Below are 17166 nucleotides of genomic sequence, written 5' to 3' on the forward strand. Positions count from 1 at the left end.
AACTCCTGATACTGCTTATACGGTGGCATTAGCCGCGACGGCCGTGGTCGGGGAATTGGCAGCGGCATTGGCGCCGCCCACCCGATTGACGCGCACTGCGCAGGCTTGCGCTTGATTGCTGGCTTCCTGCAATTGGCGCACGCGCTGCTGATCAACCAGATCTTGCAGGGACACCGAATCCAGGTAATCGACCATCTTGCGATTCAACGTCGCCCAGAGCTCGTGCGTCATGCACTTGCCGGGTTTGCCGTCATTGCCGCTCGTACAGTCGCGCTTGCCGCCACAGCTGGTGGCGTCCAACGGTTCGTCCACTGCAAAGATGATGTCCGCGACGGTCACGTTGCGGGCAAGGCGCGCAAGCGAATAACCGCCACCCGGGCCGCGCACACTGTCCACGAGTTCGTGGCGACGCAGTTTCCCGAACAGCTGTTCCAGATAGGAAAGCGAGATGTTTTGACGCTGGCTGATGGCCGCAAGAGTGACCGGGCCGCTATGCTGGCGCATGGCGAGATCGATCATGGCAGTCACGGCGAAACGCCCTTTGGTAGTTAGCCGCATGGTGGGTTCCCTGTGATTCGGCAATGGCCGCCAGCGAATCCAGCGGTCAATACCCGAGTAATTGGGTCAAGTATAGCCTATTCCCGACTAATTTGGTATGGCTCCTGACCAGAAAAAACCGCGCTGTTGCGCGGTTTTTTCGTTGCCCTGTACCCCAAGAGCCGCGCTGTGGGCGGCTCTACGGAAAAGCGGTCAGGCCGCTTGGTACTGGGTAGCGCGCTTGCGGACCAATTCCAGGACACCTTGGCAGGCGTCTTCCAAGTAATCGAGAACCTTCCCAAAACCATCCGCGCCGCCGTAGTAAGGATCGGGCACAGTGGCCTCTTCAAACTCGTTGGCGAAGCGCATCAGCAGCATCAATTTGTGCTGATAGGTCTTGGGGCACTGCTGCTGCATCGCAGACAGGTTGTCCCAATCCATCGCCAGGATAAGATCGAAGTCGCGGAAATCTTCCGCGGTGACCTGACGGGCCTCACAGTGCGTGATCTCGTAGCCGCGTTTACGCGCCGCAGCCTGCGCCCGGGCATCAGGCGCCTCGCCGATATGAAACGCATGCGTGCCCGCGGAGTCGATGCGAACAACGTCGCTCAAACCCGCGTCATTCACCAAATGGCGAAACACGCCCTCTGCGCTCGGCGAGCGACAGATATTGCCCATGCAAACGAAAAGTACCTTGGTCATCATGGGAGTAAGTGTGAGGGAAAACCCGAGATAAGGCAAGCTTTTTTTGCAAAGAAACAAATGAGCAAAGGGCGAGGTTCTCACTCATAAATTGCCTTTATATCAACGAGTTACTTCGGATTCTAAACACCCGGCCTTTACTCCCAATGACCGCCAAGCGCCCTTTCCAACCGCGCGCGCATATCAATCGCCCCGCGCACCATTTTCAGCGTCGTGTCAGCTAGCTGTCAGGCCATCCCAAGACAATTTGCGCGGCGCGGTCGTTTACACGGCCCCATCAAGAAGCACACGCTGCTTCAGCGCGGTCAGTGCATCGCGGGCTGCGGCGGCCTGCTCGAATTCCAGGTTTCGCGCATGGTCCATCATCAGCTTTTCCAAGCGCTTCAGCTCGCGCGCCAAAGCCTTCTCGTCCTTCAGGAATTCAGCTGGCACCGCGGCTTCCAGGGCGTCGTGCTGTACCGGCGCGACGATGCCGTCGATCAGCTCGCGCACGGCCTTGCGGACGCCACGCGCCGTTATGCCGTTGTCAATATTGAACTGCAGCTGCTTGGCGCGCCGACGGCTGGTTTCCTCCATCGCGCGCTGCATTGAATCCGTAATACGGTCTGCATAGAGGATGGCGTGGCCGTTCAAGTTGCGGGCCGCGCGGCCGATCGTCTGGATCAGGCTGCGCTCGGACCGCAGGAAGCCTTCCTTGTCGGCGTCAAGAATTGCCACCAGCGAAACCTCGGGAATATCCAGGCCCTCGCGCAGCAGGTTGATGCCCACCAGCACGTCAAACGTACCCAGGCGCAGGTCGCGCAGAATTTCCACTCGTTCGACGGTATCGATGTCCGAGTGCAAGTAGCGCACCTTAACGCCGTGTTCGCTAAGGAAGTCCGTCAAATCTTCGGCCATGCGCTTGGTCAAGGTGGTGACCAGAACCCGCTCGCCTACCGCAACCCGAGTCTTGATCTGGCCCAGCAGATCGTCCACCTGGGTGCGGGCTGGCAAAACCTCGACCAGCGGATCGACCAGGCCGGTGGGCCGAACGACCTGCTCGACGACGTTGTCCGCGTGTTCTTTCTCGTACGCCGCGGGGGTGGCCGACACGAACACGCATTGGCGCATCCGCGCTTCAAATTCCTCTAGCTTGAGAGGCCGGTTATCCATCGCGGAAGGCAACCGGAACCCATATTGCACCAACGTTTCCTTGCGCGACCGGTCGCCGCGATACATGGCGCTGAGCTGGCCGATGGTCACGTGGCTTTCATCGATGAACATCAGCGCGTCGGACGGCAGGTAATCGATCAGCGTGGGCGGCGGTTCGCCGGGCGCGGCGCCGGACAGGTGGCGGGAATAGTTTTCGATGCCCTTGCAAAAGCCCAATTCCTGCAGCATTTCCAGATCGAACCGCGTGCGCTGCTCAAGACGCTGCGCTTCGACCAAGTGGCCATCGTCGACAAAGCGCTTGACGCGCTCGCGCAGTTCCACCTTGATCGTTTCAATCGCCCGCAGCACGGTATCGCGCGGCGTGACGTAATGCGACCCCGGATACACGGTAAACCGGGGCAGCTTTTGCCGAATGCGGCCGGTCAGCGGATCAAACAGCTCAAGGCTCTCGATCTCGTCGTCAAAAAGCGTCAGGCGCAGCGCCAGCTCGGCGCTTTCCGCCGGAAAGATGTCGATGGTTTCGCCACGGACCCGGAACACCCCGCGAGTGAACTCGGCATCGTTGCGGGTGTATTGCATGGCAACCAGACGCGCCAGGATCTCACGGCGCGAGATTTGGTCCCCGCTACGCAGAATCAGAACCATCGCATGATAATCGCCGGGATTGCCGATGCCGTAAATGCAAGACACCGTGCCGACAATAATGGTATCCCGGCGCTCGAGCAGGCTCTTTGTGGCCGACAGACGCATTTGCTCGATGTGCTCATTGATGGACGAATCCTTTTCAATAAACAGGTCGCGCGTTGGGACATAGGCCTCGGGCTGGTAATAGTCGTAGTACGAAACGAAATACTCGACCGCGTTCTTCGGAAAGAACTCGCGCATTTCGGCATATAGCTGCGCCGCAAGCGTCTTGTTCGGAGCCAGCACCAACGCAGGGCGTCCCAGCCGCGCAATGACGTTCGCCATGGTGAAGGTCTTGCCCGAGCCGGTCACGCCCAGCAGCGTCTGAAACATCAGGCCGTCTTCGATACCCTGGGTCAGCCCGTCGATCGCGGTGGGTTGATCGCCGGCTGGAGGATAAGGCTGGAACAGCTGGAAGGGGCTGTCGGGATACTCGACAAAGCGCGGTTCCGCGCCCGCAACCGGCGGCGCATCAGCCGATACTGGTACGACGGCATTTCCAGCGAGATTCTGGGCCAGATCTCCCGCGCCGCTCGGGTCTATTGGACTGTTTGGCATGCTAGACTGTTCCAGGGTAAACCCCCCATTATCCACAGCACCTCGTACTGCGTCCACCCATCCTCATCAGAGTCCCATGAGCAACCTTTTCGATTCCGTCGAACTCGCGCCGCGCGACCCCATTCTTGGTCTGAACGAACAATTCAACGCGGACACGCGTCCGGGTAAAGTCAACCTGGGCGTGGGCGTGTACTACGACGACCAGGGACGGATCCCCCTGCTGGGCGCCGTTCGCAAAGCCGAAACCGCCCGCATCGAAGCGGCCGCCGCCCGCGGCTATTTGCCCATCGAAGGCATCGCCGGCTACAACCAGGGTGCTCAAGCCCTGTTGTTGGGTAAGGATTCCGCGTTGGCCGCAGCGGGTCGCGTGTTGACCACCCAAGCGCTGGGCGGCACCGGCGCGCTCAAGATCGGGGCCGACTTCCTGCGTCAATTGCTGCCCTCTTCCAAAGTGTTGATCAGCAACCCCAGCTGGGAAAACCACCGCGCCCTTTTCGAGCGCGCCGGCTTTGAAGTGGGCACGTATTCGTACTACGACGCCTCCACTCGCGGCCTGAATTTTGAAGCCATGCTGGCGGACCTGAAGGCTACCCCGGCGCAGACCGTCGTCGTGCTGCACGCGTGCTGCCACAACCCGACCGGTGTGGACCCCACGCCCGAGCAATGGAAGCAGATCGCCGCGGTTGTGAAGGAAAACAACCTGGTTCCGTTCCTGGACATCGCCTACCAGGGCTTTGGCGAGGGCCTGACCGAGGACGCCGCTGTCGTGCGCATGTTCGCCGACTTGGACATGACGATGTTCATCAGCTCGTCGTTCTCGAAGTCGTTCTCGCTGTATGGCGAACGCGTCGGCGCCCTGACGATCGTGGCAGGCAGCAAGGAAGCGGCGGGCCGCGTCCTGAGCCAGCTCAAGCGCGTTATTCGCACCAACTATTCCAACCCGCCGACGCACGGCGGCACGGTGGTGTCGACAGTTTTGAACACGCCGGAACTCTTCGCCATGTGGGAAGAAGAGCTTGCCGGCATGCGCGACCGCATCCGCCTGATGCGCAAGCAACTGGTCGAAAAGATCAAGGAACATGGTGCCAAGCAGGACTTCAGCTTCGTCCTGCAGCAACGCGGCATGTTTTCGTACTCGGGCCTGACGTCGGCTCAAGTGGATCGTCTGCGGGAAGAGCATGGCGTGTACGCGGTGTCCAGCGGCCGCATCTGCGTCGCCGCGCTGAACAGCGGCAACATTGACAAGGTCGCTGCTGGCATCGCCGCCGTGCTGTAAAACCCTTGCCTGCGCGGGCCGCCAGCGGCCCGCAATGACGAAACGGAGCCCTTTGGCTCCGTTTTGCTTTTTGGGCCTGGCGCCAGCTTGCTTTTTTGCGCTACGTCCCCCAGAATGGCGCTGTATATATGTACAGTCCGCTCATACCGGATCATCGCCATGGCCAGCAAACTCACCGATCGCCAGCAACAAATCCTGGACCTCATCCGGCAGACCGTCACGCGCACCGGCTTTCCGCCGACGCGCGCCGAAATCGCCCAGGCCCTTGGTTTCCGTTCACCGAATGCGGCAGAAGACCACCTTAAGGCATTAGCCCGCAAGGGTGCTATCGAGCTTACCGCCGGCGCTTCGCGCGGCATACGCTTGAAAGATGGGCCCTCCCAGTCACAGACGTCTCTGGCCATACCTTCATTGGCGCAGTTGCTGCTGCCGTTGGTCGGGCGCGTCGCGGCAGGCAGCCCGATCCTTGCGGCCGAACACGTCGAACGCGAGGTCGGCGTCGACCCACACCTGTTTGCCCAGGCGCCTGATTATTTGCTGAAGGTGCGCGGCATGAGCATGCGGGATGCGGGCATCCTGGAAGGTGACCTGCTTGCGGTGAAGAAGGCCTCGGAAGCGCGCAACGGCCAAATCGTCGTGGCACGCTTAGGCGACGACGTGACGGTCAAGCGCCTGCAACGCACCAATGGGCATATCGAACTGCTGCCGGAAAACCCGGACTTTCAGACCATCATCGTTGAAGCAGACCAGGAGTTCGCGCTGGAAGGCATCGCCGTCGGTTTGATCCGTACGCACGCATTGCACTGACGCAGCAGGGGTCGTCTCGCGCACTGTCTGCGGCCTAGCCCAGCCATAGCCTTGGCATCGCAACAGCCCCGGCCCTAGCGACCGGGATCGCCAAAACCAAGGCCCCATCGAAACCCAAAAAAAACCCCGCCACATGTTGGCGGGGTTTTTGTTTGGGCGCCACATATTGCGGGCGCCCTGCCGTGACAGGCGATCAGTGCTTCAGAACCGGATCCGTCGAGCCGGGCTCGGCCGGCTTCGTCACAAGCGCGTCTTTGACGGCTTCTTCCTCGGCCAGGGGTTCCGGCAGACGCTCCAGCGCCAGCTCCAACACCTTGTCGATCCAGCGGACCGGCACGATCTCAAGTTGGTTCTTGACGTTATCGGGGATCTCCGCCAAGTCCTTGACGTTTTCCTCGGGAATCAAGACCGTCTTGATACCACCACGGTGTGCCGCCAGCAGCTTTTCCTTCAGGCCGCCGATAGGCAGCACTTCGCCGCGCAGCGTGATCTCGCCAGTCATGGCGACATCGGCGCGCACCGGAATGCGTGACAGCGCCGAAACCATGGCCGTCGTGATCGCGATACCCGCGGACGGGCCGTCCTTGGGCGTCGCGCCTTCGGGAACGTGTACGTGCATGTCGTGCTTTTCGAACACGCTGTCGGCAAAGCCCAGGCGGCGAGCGCGGGACCGCACTACCGTGCGAGCCGCTTCCACCGATTCCTTCATCACGTCGCCAAGCGAACCCGTACGCTGGATCACGCCCTTACCCGGCATGTCGGCAACTTCGATCGTCAGCAGATCGCCACCCACTTCGGTCCAAGCCAGACCGGTCACCTGACCCACCTGGTTTTCCTTCTCGGCCATCCCGAAGGTGTAGCGGCGCACGCCCAGATAGTCGCTCAGGTTGTCGCCCGTGACGTTGACCGGCTTGACCTCAAGGGTCTTGCCTTCGGCCTTGGCGCGATCATTCTGGGTCAGCAATTGCTTGATGACCTTGCGGCAGATCTTGCCCACTTCACGTTCCAACGCGCGCACACCGGCTTCCCGGGTGTAGTAGCGAACGATATCGCGCAGCGCACTGTCATCGACCGTCAGCTCGTTGTCCTTCACGCCGTTGTTCTGCATCAGCTTAGGCAGCAAATGGTCGCGAGCGATATGGATCTTTTCCTCTTCCGTGTAACCGGACAGGCGGATAACTTCCATACGGTCCAACAGGGCCGGCGGGATGTTCAGCGTGTTGCTGGTGGCGACGAACATGACGTCGGACAGGTCGAAGTCGACCTCGATGTAGTGGTCCTGGAACGTGTGGTTTTGTTCCGGGTCCAGCACTTCAAGCAGCGCCGACGAGGGGTCACCGCGGAAATCCATGCCCAGCTTGTCGATCTCGTCAAGCAGGAACAAGGGATTGCGCACGCCAACCTTCGACATGTTCTGCACGATCTTGCCGGGCATAGAACCGATGTACGTACGGCGATGGCCACGGATCTCGGCCTCGTCACGCACGCCGCCCAGCGCCATACGCACGAACTTGCGGTTCGTGGCCTTGGCAATGGACTGCCCCAGCGAGGTCTTGCCGACGCCCGGAGGGCCGACCAGGCACAGGATCGGCGCCTTGACCTTGTCAACGCGCTGCTGCACGGCAAGATATTCAAGAATGCGTTCCTTGACCTTTTCCAGACCGTAATGGTCGTTGTCCAGCACCGTCTCGGCGTTGGCGATCGAGTTGTTGATCTTGCTCTTCTTCCTCCAGGGGAGGTTGATGAGCGTATCGATGTAGTTGCGCACCACGGTGGCTTCGGCCGACATGGGCGACATCAGCTTGAGTTTCTTGAGCTCAGCATCGGCCTTCTTGCGCGCCTCTTTGGGCATGTGGGCAGCGATGATCTTCTTTTCAAGCTCTTCGATGTCCGCGCCCTCTTCGCCTTCGCCCAACTCCTTCTGAATGGCTTTGACCTGCTCATTCAGGTAGTAGTCGCGCTGGCTCTTTTCCATCTGCTTCTTCACGCGGCCGCGAATCCGCTTCTCGACCTGAAGAATGTCGATCTCGGTTTCCAGCTGGGTAAGCAGACCTTCAAGGCGCTCAGACGTGCCGACGATCTCGAGCATTTTTTGCTTCTGCTCGAGCTTCAGCGGAAGATGCGCGGCGATCGTGTCAGCCAGGCGGCCCGCATCGTCGATGCCGGCCAACGAGGTCAGGATCTCCGGGGGGATCTTCTTGTTGAGCTTTACGTACTGTTCGAACTGGGCAACGATCGCGCGGCGCAGGGCCTCGGTTTCGGAGCCCTGCATGGCGTCCGGCTCGATCGGCGTCACCTGGCAGGTGAAATGCGAATCGGCATCTTCGATGCTGTTGATGCGGGCACGCTGAGTGCCTTCGACCAGAACCTTAACGGTGCCGTCGGGCAACTTGAGCATCTGGAGGATGCCGGCAACGCAGCCGATCTCGTAGACGTCTTCGGGGGTGGGGTCATCCTTGCCGGCGGATTTTTGGGCCACCAGCATGATGCTTTTGCCCGCTTCCATCGCAACCTCGAGCGCGCGAATAGAGCGCGGACGGCCGACGAACAGCGGGATGACCATGTGCGGGAACACCACGACGTCGCGAAGTGGGAGCAAAGGCAGGTCGATCGGGTCGGAAGGCAGGGTCTGGCTGGCAGACATAGGAGGTTCCTCGGTATGACTCGGCGTATCGGGGACGGGGAGCCTGGGAGAGAGTACCCGGGCTATCCGCGTCAGTTACGTCTGTTATGGGAACAATAGCCGAAAATTCAAGATCCCGGCTGCCGGATAGGCAAAAGGCAAAAAAAAATGCCCCGGAGGGCACTCCTACGGCAAAAAAACCCGTTACAGGAACGGGCTTTTTTGAAATATCAGGCTGCGGCGTCGCGGACTTCTCCACGTTCCGGCTTGTCGGATTCGCCGGCTTCGTCCGCGTAGATCAGCAAGGGCTTGCCCTCGCCTTCGATTGCGTTCTCGTCGACGACCACACGCTTTACATTGCCCTGAGAAGGCAGCTCGTACATGGTGTCCAACAGCGTTTGTTCGATGATCGAACGCAAGCCACGGGCACCCGTCTTACGCTTCAGCGCCTTGCGGGCGATCGCCTTCAATGCCGCCGGACGCAGGTCAAGCTCGGCACCTTCCATGGCGAACAGCTTCTGGAACTGCTTGAGCAACGCGTTCTTGGGTTCGGTCAGAATCTGAACCAAGGCCGCTTCGTCCAACTCGTCCAGCGTGGCGACCACGGGCAGACGACCGACCAGTTCCGGGATCAAGCCGAACTTGATCAGATCTTCGGGTTCGACTTCCGAGAACAGCTCGCCGACACCGCGCTCGGACTTGGCCCGCACCGAGGCCGAGAAACCGATGCCGGACTTTTCGGTACGGTCCCGGATGACCTTTTCCAAACCATCGAAGGCGCCGCCCACGATGAACAGGATGTTGGTCGTGTCCACTTGCACGAAGTCCTGGTTCGGATGCTTGCGCCCGCCTTGCGGGGGCACCGAAGCAACCGTCCCTTCGATCAGCTTGAGCAGCGCCTGCTGCACGCCTTCGCCGGAAACGTCGCGCGTAATGGACGGGTTGTCCGACTTGCGGGAAATCTTGTCGATTTCGTCGATGTAGATAATGGCGCGCTGCGCTTTCTCGACTTCGTAGTTGCAGTTCTGCAGCAACTTCTGGATGATGTTCTCGACGTCTTCACCGACATAGCCGGCTTCGGTCAGCGTCGTGGCGTCAGCCATGACGAAAGGCACATTCAGCATGCGCGCAAGCGTCTGCGCCAACAGCGTCTTGCCGGAGCCCGTGGGCCCGATCAGCATGATGTTGCTCTTGGAGAGCTCGACTTCGTCACCCTTGATCTCGCCGTGACGAATGCGCTTGTAATGGTTGTAAACCGCCACGGCCAGCATGCGCTTGGGCGAGTTTTGCCCAATGACGTACTGATCGAGGAAGGTTTTGATTTCGGCCGGAGTGGGCAGTTCGGAACGAATCGCCGCGCGCGCGGTCGCTTGCGCTTCCTCGCGGATGATGTCGTTGCACAGATCTATGCATTCATCACAGATGAACACCGACGGACCCGCGATCAGCTTGCGGACTTCATGCTGGCTTTTATTGCAAAACGAGCAATGCAGCACTTTTGCGTCTGCCGATCCCTTTTTTTCAGGCATATTTGTTTCGTATCTCAGGTAAAGATGCGCCAGACCGGTAACGGGCCCGGCGCATGCGCTTACTCAAACTTGGTGGCAGCGGGTTCGGATCAGCCTGGAAGTCAGCCTTCCGAGCGGGAGCTCATCACCTTGTCCACCAATCCATACGATACCGCATCTTCGGCGGACATGAAGTTGTCACGTTCCGTGTCCAGGCCGATTCGCTCCATCGACTGGCCGGTGTTGTCGGCCAGGATCCGGTTAAGACGTTCGCGCAGGTCCAGGATCTCGCGAGCCTGGATCTGAATGTCGGACGCTTGGCCCTGGGCTCCGCCGGACGGCTGGTGGATCATGATCCGGGAGTTGGGCAGCGTGAAACGCTTGCCCTTCTTGCCAGCCGCCAGCAGGAACGCGCCCATGCTGGCCGCCAGGCCGGTGCACAGGGTCGACACGTCCGGCTTGATGAACTGCATGGTGTCGAAAATGGCCATTCCCGCATACACCGACCCGCCAGGCGAGTTGATGTACAGGGAAATGTCCTTGTCAGGATTCTCCGATTCCAGGAACAGCAACTGCGCCACAACCAGGTTGGCCGTTGCGTCATTGACCGGACCCACCAGGAAAATGAGCCGTTCGCGGAGCAGACGCGAATAGATGTCGTAGGCGCGTTCGCCGCGCCCCGACTGCTCGATAACCATGGGAATGTAGCCCAGGCCGGTGGGGGTCACCGAAGACCCGCCATTCATTGCCGCATAGAAATCGGTGAATCTCTGCATAGTGTTACGCCATCCCCATCAACTGATCGAAAGGCACCTTTTCTTCGGTGACCTTAGCCTTTTCCAGAACGTGCGCGACGACATTGTCTTCCAGCACGATAGCCTCGATTTCAGCACGACGCTGGCGGTCTGCCAGGTAATAGCTGACAACCTGAGCGGGTTGTTCGTAGTTTTCCGCGAATTCTTCGATGCGGGCACGAACTTGCTCGGGCTTGGCTTGCAACTGCGCTTGCTTGACCAGTTCCGACACCAGCAGGCCCAGGCGGACACGGCGTTCGGATTCAGTCGAGAAAGCTTCAGCCGGGATCGGCACGGACTCGGCGTTGGGGATGCCGCGCTGCTTGAGCTCTTCGCGGGCAGCGGCGACACGACCTTGAACGTCGTTGTCGACCAGAGCCTTCGGCACGTCGAACTTGCCGGCTTCGACCAGGGCGTCCATGACGCTGGACTTGGTGCGGCCAGCCGAACGGACCTTGACTTCGCGCTCGATGTTGCTGCGGATGTCGGCCTTCAGCTTTTCGACGTCGCCTTCGGCTTGGCCCAGGGACTTGGCGAATTCGCTGTTCAGTTCGGGCAGGACGCCTTCAGCCACTTCCTTGACGGTAATGGTGAATTCGGCGGTCTTGCCGGCGACTTCCACGCCTTGGTAGTCATCCGGGAACTTCAGTTCGAAGACCTTGGTTTCGCCAGCCTTCAGGCCGCGAGCGGCTTCTTCGAATTCCGGCAGCATGCGGCCTTGGCCGAGCACGAACGGGAAGTCTTCGGCCTTGCCGCCTTCGAACGGCACGCCGTCGATGGTGCCGGCGAAGTCCAGCGTGACGCGGTCGCCATCTTGCGCGGCGCGGCCTTCACGGGCTTCGAACGTGGCGCGCTGCTTGCGCAGAACGTCCAGGGTTTGTTGAACTTCGGCGTCGGTGACGGCGGTTTCGTAGCGGGTGACAGCCAGAGCCGACAGATCCGGCACGGCGACTTCAGGGTAGACCTCGAACGTGGCGGTGAACGCCAGCGTATCGTCGGTAACGCCTTCAGTCTTGGGTTCGAGGTTCGGGGCGCCAGCGACGCGCAGCTTGGCGCCGTCGATGGCTTGTTCGAAGGCACGGCCAACTTGGCTATTGATCACGTCGTAGCGGATGCTGGGGCCATGGCTACGCTCGAGCATGGCGAGCGGAGCTTTACCCGGGCGGAAGCCGGGGACCTTGGCGGTGCGAGCCACGCGCTTTAATTGCGCCTGGACTTCCTTTTCGACGTCGGCCACCGAGACGGCCAGATCAACACGGCGCTCCAGGCCGGAGAGGGTTTCAACCACAGGCTGCATTAAAAGACCTATTTTCCGAGAGATGAGATTACGGGCGGATAAACGCGCCATTTTACCGGAAACTTCCGGAACCCTGACGCAAAGGGGCGCGAGCCCCGGATTTGCCCGGATACTCGCGCCCCGTTTTCCGCCCGAAAAGGGAAGGCGAACGTCGCTTTGACGCCTTATTTGGCCTTGGCGATGCGATCTTCGATGTGTTGAGCGCGCTTGGCCGAGGACGGGTGCGAGCTCATCATATCGCTCTTGCCGCCATCAAGCTCGGCAAGCTTCTGGAAAGCCGTGACCAGGCCGCGGGTGTTGAGCTTCTTGGCCTGTAACTGATCGAACGAATAGTCGTCCGCAGCGCTTTCCTGCGATTGCGAGAACTGCGCGTTGATGAACTTTTCGGTCAGGTCGCCCAGCTGGGACGAGTTCAGGGCTGCGACCGTGGCGCCACCCGCGGCACCGGCGGCATCGCGCGCGGCGGACACGGTGTAGGCGGTTTGCATGGCCTTCTTGCTATGGCCCAGCGCAACGTGGCCGATTTCGTGGCCGACCACGCCCATGACTTCGTCGTCCGTCATCATGTCCATCAAGCCGCTATAGACGCGGATGCAGCCGTTGGCCATGGCCCAGGCATTGACGTCCTTGGTGATGTAGACCTTGTAGTTGGCCTTCTGACCATTGACGGTGCCGCCCAGCGCCTTGGCGATCTTCTGCAGACGCGCATCGTACTTGCTGCCGGGCGCGGCAATCTTTTCTTGGGAATCGCTTTGCGCGCACGCCTTGTCCGACAAGGTCTTGATTTCGGCGTCGCTCAGGGTGGCAGCTTGCACAACCTTGCTGCCGGCGCCCACCAGGCCGCCGATGTCGAAGGCATGCGACGCGGAATAAGGGGCAAGCGCGACGGTCAACGCGGCAACGGTGTAGCGGATCTTCATGGGAACAAACTCCTCTTGACTGACTCTATGCGAGCGAGGCGGCAATTCTATATATGCCCAAAGCGCTCTAAGCGTTTCGCCACAGAGTTTCGCAAATGGCAGTTTCGCTTACATAAAAGTCGGGCAGACCGGGCGCAGAAGTGCTAGCTGACCGTGAAGACACGACTCGGCTTTGTCATAAAAATCTGCTGCCGGCGTCGTCTTGGCGTTGTTAGAATTGCCGCCGCGCTTTTATCGCAAACAACAAATGGCTCGCACCCAACATGATTGAACCCTCCCCTCCCCGCCTGGGCCTCTTACCCAGTTTGATCTTCAGTTCGCGCTGGCTGCAATTGCCGCTCTACCTTGGGCTCATCGTGGCGCAAGGCGTCTACGTCATGCTCTTTCTGAAAGAGCTATGGCACCTGCTCACCCACGCCAACAGCTTTGGCGAAATGGAAATCATGCTGCTGGTGTTGGGCCTGATCGACGTGGTCATGATCTCGAACCTGCTTGTCATGGTGATCGTTGGCGGATACGAAACCTTCGTGTCGCGGCTGCGCTTGCAGAACCACCCGGATCAACCGGAATGGCTAAGCCATGTGAACGCCAGCGTGCTGAAAGTGAAACTGGCGATGGCGATCATCGGCATCTCGTCCATCCACTTGCTGCGCACGTTCATCGAAGCCGGCACGATTGGCACGCCGAACGCGCGCTTCACCGAAGCCGGCGTCATGTGGCAAACCATCATCCACGCATTGTTCATACTGTCGGCGCTGGGTATTGCGCTGGTCGACAAGCTGTCGACTCCCGCCGCGCACAAGCACTAAGGCACGGGCGACAACGCCTGTCGCTGTCGTAAAAAAAAGCCTCCACACGTTGCGTGTGGGGGCTTTTTTATGGGCCGAACACCGGGCGCACCCGGCGCGCTACCCGCAAAGCGTCAGGCCGCGACCTTGATGTTCTTGGCGCTGGGACCCTTGGGACCGGTACCGACCTCGAAGGTTACGCGCTGGTTTTCCTGCAGCGATTTATAGCCTTCGCTGCGGATCTCGGAGTAATGGGCGAAAAGGTCTTTGCTGCCGTCGTCGGGCATGATGAAGCCGTAACCCTTTTCGGCGTTGAACCACTTAACGATGCCGGTTGCCATGGATTGTCCTTGAACCTAAAAGATGCGATTTCTCGCGGGGCGCCAGATCATCAAGGATGGGAGAGGAAGCAACCGCAGCACCACTGACGGCGACAAGTTGACGCAGACCGCGTCGCTTGAAAATCTCGCTGAACCCAGTGTATTGGTGAACCCGGAAAAACGTCAAATATGCGAATGGTCGACGCGGGCGCCGTGTTAGTTCACAGGCGCCGGTCACATAAAGATGAATATTTTCACCTTGGTATGAAAAGATACATGCGGATACCCGATGCCCGATACCCGATACCCGATGCCCGATACCCACGCGCCAGCGCATGCGTCGCTAACGCCCATCAACCCGCAAATCCGCCTGCAGCCAGGAATTCATGTTCGGCCTGAGTGGTCTGTCGTCCCAACACGGCATTGCGATGCGGGAAGCGGCCAAAGCGCTTGATGATGTCCCGATGCAAGATGGCCCAGCGCAGCGTATCCGGCTCCAGCGGCTCCATCAGCGCGACGCCACGGTTTTGCATGGCCAGGCTTTCCGAATGCTCGAACGGCATGTAAAAGAACTGCCGCATTGCCGGCTGCACTGCCAGATCGTGCCCTGCCGCGATCGCCCGTTCAGCGAAATACTGCGCCAACGGGTCGGTGGCAAACATATGTGCCGTACCGCGATACGCATTACGTGGAAACTGGTCCAGCAAGATCATCAAGGCCAGCGCGCCATCGGCATCTTCCTGCCAAGCATCAAGCTGCCTCGATGCGGCAGCCCAATGCGCCGTCTCGAAGCGCTGCCGGAACTCGGCGTCGAATGCATCGCTTTTCCGATACCACTGCTGCGGCCCTGCATCGGCCCAGAAGGCCACGACGTCGGTCGCTTGTGTAGTTAAGGGTACGGGCGAGGAAGCAGTCATGGAAACGGTCCTGAGGGCATAGAGGCGGCACAGGCATGCGCGGGGGGGGTGTGGCCATACCAGCAGGTGCAGAATACCGCGCCGCAAAAACAAAAAAAGCCCCCGAAGGGGCTTTTTTGCGAGAACTCAGACCTTTACAGGACCTGAATCTTCGTGGCTTGCGGGCCCTTGGGGCCATTGGCCGTCACAAAGCTGACGCGCTGGTTCTCTTCCAGAGACTTGAAGCCAGAACCCTGGATTTCGGAGAAGTGAGCGAACAGATCCTTACCACCCGCTTCCGGGGTGATGAAGCCATAGCCTTTTTCCGAATTGAACCACTTAACGACGCCGGTTTCCATACTGTATTTCCTAGAGATAATGGGCAAATGCCCGGAGGTCACGAATCAATCAAGGAGGGGACAGTAGAACAATAACGCTGAGCCGGAAAAGGCACGGCACTGAACGAAAATCGCAACGCTTGTGATCGTGTGCCGACACTATCGTTATGTTCCCCTCACAAGTCAACATAATCCTAAAAAATACGTGCCAATAATGCAACAAAGAGAAACTGCGTTGAAAATTTGCACGTTTTCATAGGCAAAACTTGTCCCTGCATAGGTGTAAACACCCATACAAAATAAAAAAACAATCGGGGCTTATATAAATGCTGTCTTAACGCATACGTCTTTCATACGTCATTCGGATCAGCACTTTGGTTTGCCGTCAGGCTTACTGGTCGATAGGTAAACCCAACAGATCGAGAGCCGCGCCAAAAGCATCGGATCCCGAGCAAAGGAAAACCGCCACGTCGCCGGGATTCATATTTTCCAGGACCTGGTCGATTTGTTCTTGCGCATTATCAACATTGTCGACATTTGAAGCGTGTATATCCGCTCCGGCTTCGACTTTTTCGATGGGGACGATGTCAGCGATCGCATTGAGATCGGTTACGCCCACCACCACGTAGACGCTGATGGGCTCGCCATCCAGCGTCGTGAGCAGCTCGACGCCGCCCTCTACGTCGGCAAGGTGCCGACTTACTATTTCCATGTTCAATCTTCCTTGATCAGCGGGCTGGGCCCGCTTGGACGCACGCACCGTGAAGGTGCAATCTCACGCCCAGGCGCGACTATAACAGCCTTCGCCTAATGTTTTTTGACATTTGGTCCCAGCGACTGGCGAGCGGCCCCCGACGTAGCCGCTACGCTACGGCAGCGCACCCCGGCATCGGTCAGAACACGGATGAGCGGCTTCTGAGCGGCCAGGAACGCGCTCTTGTCATCGCCGGTGAGCTTGCAGATGAACATCTGCGCCTGCAGCTGCGTGCGGCGCGCCCTGCGGTTGTCGGCTTCCTGGGCCAGCCATTGGCCGATCCAGGCGGCGGCGGAATCGGCGTCGCCTTGTTGCTTGACGTGGCCAAGCAGGTCGAAAATCGTCACGCCTTCGATGCGCTCGTCTTCGCCACGCGTCAGGTAGAGCTTGGCGGCCTGGCCCGTATAACCGGGGATCACCGCAAGGCAATCGCGTTCAGCGGGTTTCTTCATAAAGTTCTGTAGGTAAGTGTCGGTTGTCGAGAACCATCGACTGTAACCCGGCCTTGCGCACCGTCGCATCCACGCCACGGAACTCTGCTATTGTCAGCCTACTATTTTTCTTACGGTGAACATCATGCAACGCGATTTCGACTTGGTCGTCACGATCCTGGGCGCCCTGCGCGACGCGCCCGGCCCCAACTTGAGCACGCACGACATCAAGAATGCCGCCTTGGCGCCGCACCCTGAAGAACAGGGCTTGCAAGTCATTGCGCATCACCTGGACCTGTTGGCCGATGCCGGCCTGGTCAAGCAAGTGAGCGAAACCGCCGCCAATGCCGGTGCCGCGCGCTGGCGTATTACCTGGAAGGGATACGACGCGCTGGAGCAGGATGAGGACGACGAAGACGACGCCGAGGAATTCGACGCCGAAGAGTGAAGTAAAGACTACAGATAAAGGCTCAGCGGCGTTGCAGGATGCGCCGCGTGAGCAGGGATGCCGCGGTGCCGATCACCAGGCTGAACATGAAGGCGGCGATGGACAGCATCGCCGACAAGTCGCCAAAGCCGCCGTGGTGCGATAGCAGCACAACGGCAACGCAAATGGCCAAGGCCAGGGCAAGCACGCCCAGCAGCACTTGCTTGACCGAACGCAGGCGGCCGCAAAGCGAACCGCCGATCAGCGCGGCCGCCACCATCGCGGCCATGGACCAGAACAAATATTCGTACTGCATGCGAACGTCTCCCCCGTAGTCGTTGAGGCGTGCGCATT

General features: G+C 59.6%; 18 protein-coding genes. 4 read left to right on the forward strand and 14 right to left on the reverse strand.

Going from position 1 to position 17166, the window contains the following annotated elements; all coding sequences use genetic code 11:
- Positions 1 to 15 precede the first annotated feature (15 nt).
- From iscR to uvrB, 3 genes are all read right to left on the reverse strand, one after another.
- Entirely contained in the window at positions 16 to 558 is a 543-nt protein-coding gene (gene iscR, locus V6F88_RS07210) for a Fe-S cluster assembly transcriptional regulator IscR (RefSeq protein WP_050445292.1), read from the reverse strand.
- A gap of 192 nt (positions 559 to 750) precedes the next feature.
- On the reverse strand, positions 751 to 1242 hold the full coding sequence (locus V6F88_RS07215; RefSeq protein WP_046805835.1) for a low molecular weight protein-tyrosine-phosphatase: 492 nt from the start codon (positions 1240 to 1242) through the stop codon (positions 751 to 753).
- A gap of 261 nt (positions 1243 to 1503) precedes the next feature.
- Positions 1504 to 3633: an excinuclease ABC subunit UvrB gene (gene uvrB, locus V6F88_RS07220; protein ID WP_332608962.1), complete on the reverse strand. Its 2130-nt coding sequence runs from the start codon at positions 3631 to 3633 to the stop codon at positions 1504 to 1506.
- Between the two features lie 76 nt (positions 3634 to 3709).
- On the opposite strand from uvrB, the gene V6F88_RS07225 reads away from it, so the two are divergent.
- Both V6F88_RS07225 and lexA read left to right on the forward strand, forming a co-directional pair.
- A complete protein-coding gene (locus tag V6F88_RS07225; protein WP_332608633.1) occupies positions 3710 to 4909 on the forward strand; it encodes an amino acid aminotransferase in 1200 nt (399 codons plus the stop codon).
- A gap of 159 nt (positions 4910 to 5068) precedes the next feature.
- A complete protein-coding gene (gene lexA / locus V6F88_RS07230) occupies positions 5069 to 5716 on the forward strand; it encodes a transcriptional repressor LexA (RefSeq protein WP_046805797.1) in 648 nt (215 codons plus the stop codon).
- A 193-nt stretch (positions 5717 to 5909) separates the two neighbouring features.
- Here the strand turns inward: lexA and lon are convergent, their stop codons facing one another.
- From lon to V6F88_RS07255, 5 genes are all read right to left on the reverse strand, one after another.
- Complete coding sequence (gene lon, locus V6F88_RS07235; RefSeq protein ID WP_332608634.1) at positions 5910 to 8360, reverse strand: endopeptidase La; 2451 nt, start codon at positions 8358 to 8360, stop codon at positions 5910 to 5912.
- Between the two features lie 209 nt (positions 8361 to 8569).
- Positions 8570 to 9868, reverse strand: a complete 1299-nt coding sequence (clpX, locus tag V6F88_RS07240) for an ATP-dependent Clp protease ATP-binding subunit ClpX (RefSeq protein WP_046805799.1) — start codon at positions 9866 to 9868, stop codon at positions 8570 to 8572.
- A 101-nt stretch (positions 9869 to 9969) separates the two neighbouring features.
- A complete protein-coding gene (gene clpP, locus V6F88_RS07245; RefSeq protein ID WP_006220183.1) occupies positions 9970 to 10623 on the reverse strand; it encodes an ATP-dependent Clp endopeptidase proteolytic subunit ClpP in 654 nt (217 codons plus the stop codon).
- Between the two features lie 4 nt (positions 10624 to 10627).
- Positions 10628 to 11938 carry a trigger factor gene (tig, locus tag V6F88_RS07250; RefSeq protein WP_046805800.1) on the reverse strand — a complete coding sequence of 437 codons (1311 nt, stop codon included), beginning with the start codon at positions 11936 to 11938 and terminating at the stop codon, positions 10628 to 10630.
- Positions 11939 to 12102: 164 nt separating this feature from the next.
- Positions 12103 to 12858 carry a M48 family metalloprotease gene (locus V6F88_RS07255; protein ID WP_006220185.1) on the reverse strand — a complete coding sequence of 252 codons (756 nt, stop codon included), beginning with the start codon at positions 12856 to 12858 and terminating at the stop codon, positions 12103 to 12105.
- A 263-nt stretch (positions 12859 to 13121) separates the two neighbouring features.
- On the opposite strand from V6F88_RS07255, the gene V6F88_RS07260 reads away from it, so the two are divergent.
- Positions 13122 to 13667 (forward strand): TIGR00645 family protein, encoded by a 546-nt coding sequence (locus V6F88_RS07260; RefSeq protein ID WP_332608635.1) that lies wholly within the window; start codon positions 13122 to 13124, stop codon positions 13665 to 13667.
- A gap of 113 nt (positions 13668 to 13780) precedes the next feature.
- On the opposite strand, the gene V6F88_RS07265 is transcribed toward V6F88_RS07260, so the two are convergent.
- The 5 genes from V6F88_RS07265 to V6F88_RS07285 form a co-directional block, all read right to left on the reverse strand.
- A complete protein-coding gene (locus V6F88_RS07265) occupies positions 13781 to 13987 on the reverse strand; it encodes a cold-shock protein (protein ID WP_006225311.1) in 207 nt (68 codons plus the stop codon).
- Between the two features lie 332 nt (positions 13988 to 14319).
- On the reverse strand, positions 14320 to 14883 hold the full coding sequence (locus V6F88_RS07270; protein ID WP_332608636.1) for a DUF924 family protein: 564 nt from the start codon (positions 14881 to 14883) through the stop codon (positions 14320 to 14322).
- A gap of 134 nt (positions 14884 to 15017) precedes the next feature.
- Positions 15018 to 15221 (reverse strand): cold-shock protein, encoded by a 204-nt coding sequence (locus V6F88_RS07275; RefSeq protein WP_006220190.1) that lies wholly within the window; start codon positions 15219 to 15221, stop codon positions 15018 to 15020.
- 370 nt (positions 15222 to 15591) lie between these two features.
- Positions 15592 to 15912 carry a hypothetical protein gene (locus tag V6F88_RS07280; protein ID WP_046805804.1) on the reverse strand — a complete coding sequence of 107 codons (321 nt, stop codon included), beginning with the start codon at positions 15910 to 15912 and terminating at the stop codon, positions 15592 to 15594.
- Between the two features lie 95 nt (positions 15913 to 16007).
- Entirely contained in the window at positions 16008 to 16406 is a 399-nt protein-coding gene (locus tag V6F88_RS07285; RefSeq protein ID WP_332608637.1) for a hypothetical protein, read from the reverse strand.
- 124 nt (positions 16407 to 16530) lie between these two features.
- On the opposite strand from V6F88_RS07285, the gene V6F88_RS07290 reads away from it, so the two are divergent.
- A complete protein-coding gene (locus tag V6F88_RS07290; RefSeq protein ID WP_046805836.1) occupies positions 16531 to 16833 on the forward strand; it encodes a DUF2513 domain-containing protein in 303 nt (100 codons plus the stop codon).
- A 22-nt stretch (positions 16834 to 16855) separates the two neighbouring features.
- Here V6F88_RS07290 and V6F88_RS07295 read toward each other — a convergent pair whose 3' ends face one another.
- A complete protein-coding gene (locus tag V6F88_RS07295) occupies positions 16856 to 17128 on the reverse strand; it encodes a hypothetical protein (RefSeq protein ID WP_332608638.1) in 273 nt (90 codons plus the stop codon).
- Positions 17129 to 17166 lie beyond the last annotated feature (38 nt).

It is taken from the genome of Achromobacter sp. ESBL13 (genome assembly GCF_036668755.1).
GTDB lineage: Bacteria > Pseudomonadota > Gammaproteobacteria > Burkholderiales > Burkholderiaceae_B > Achromobacter.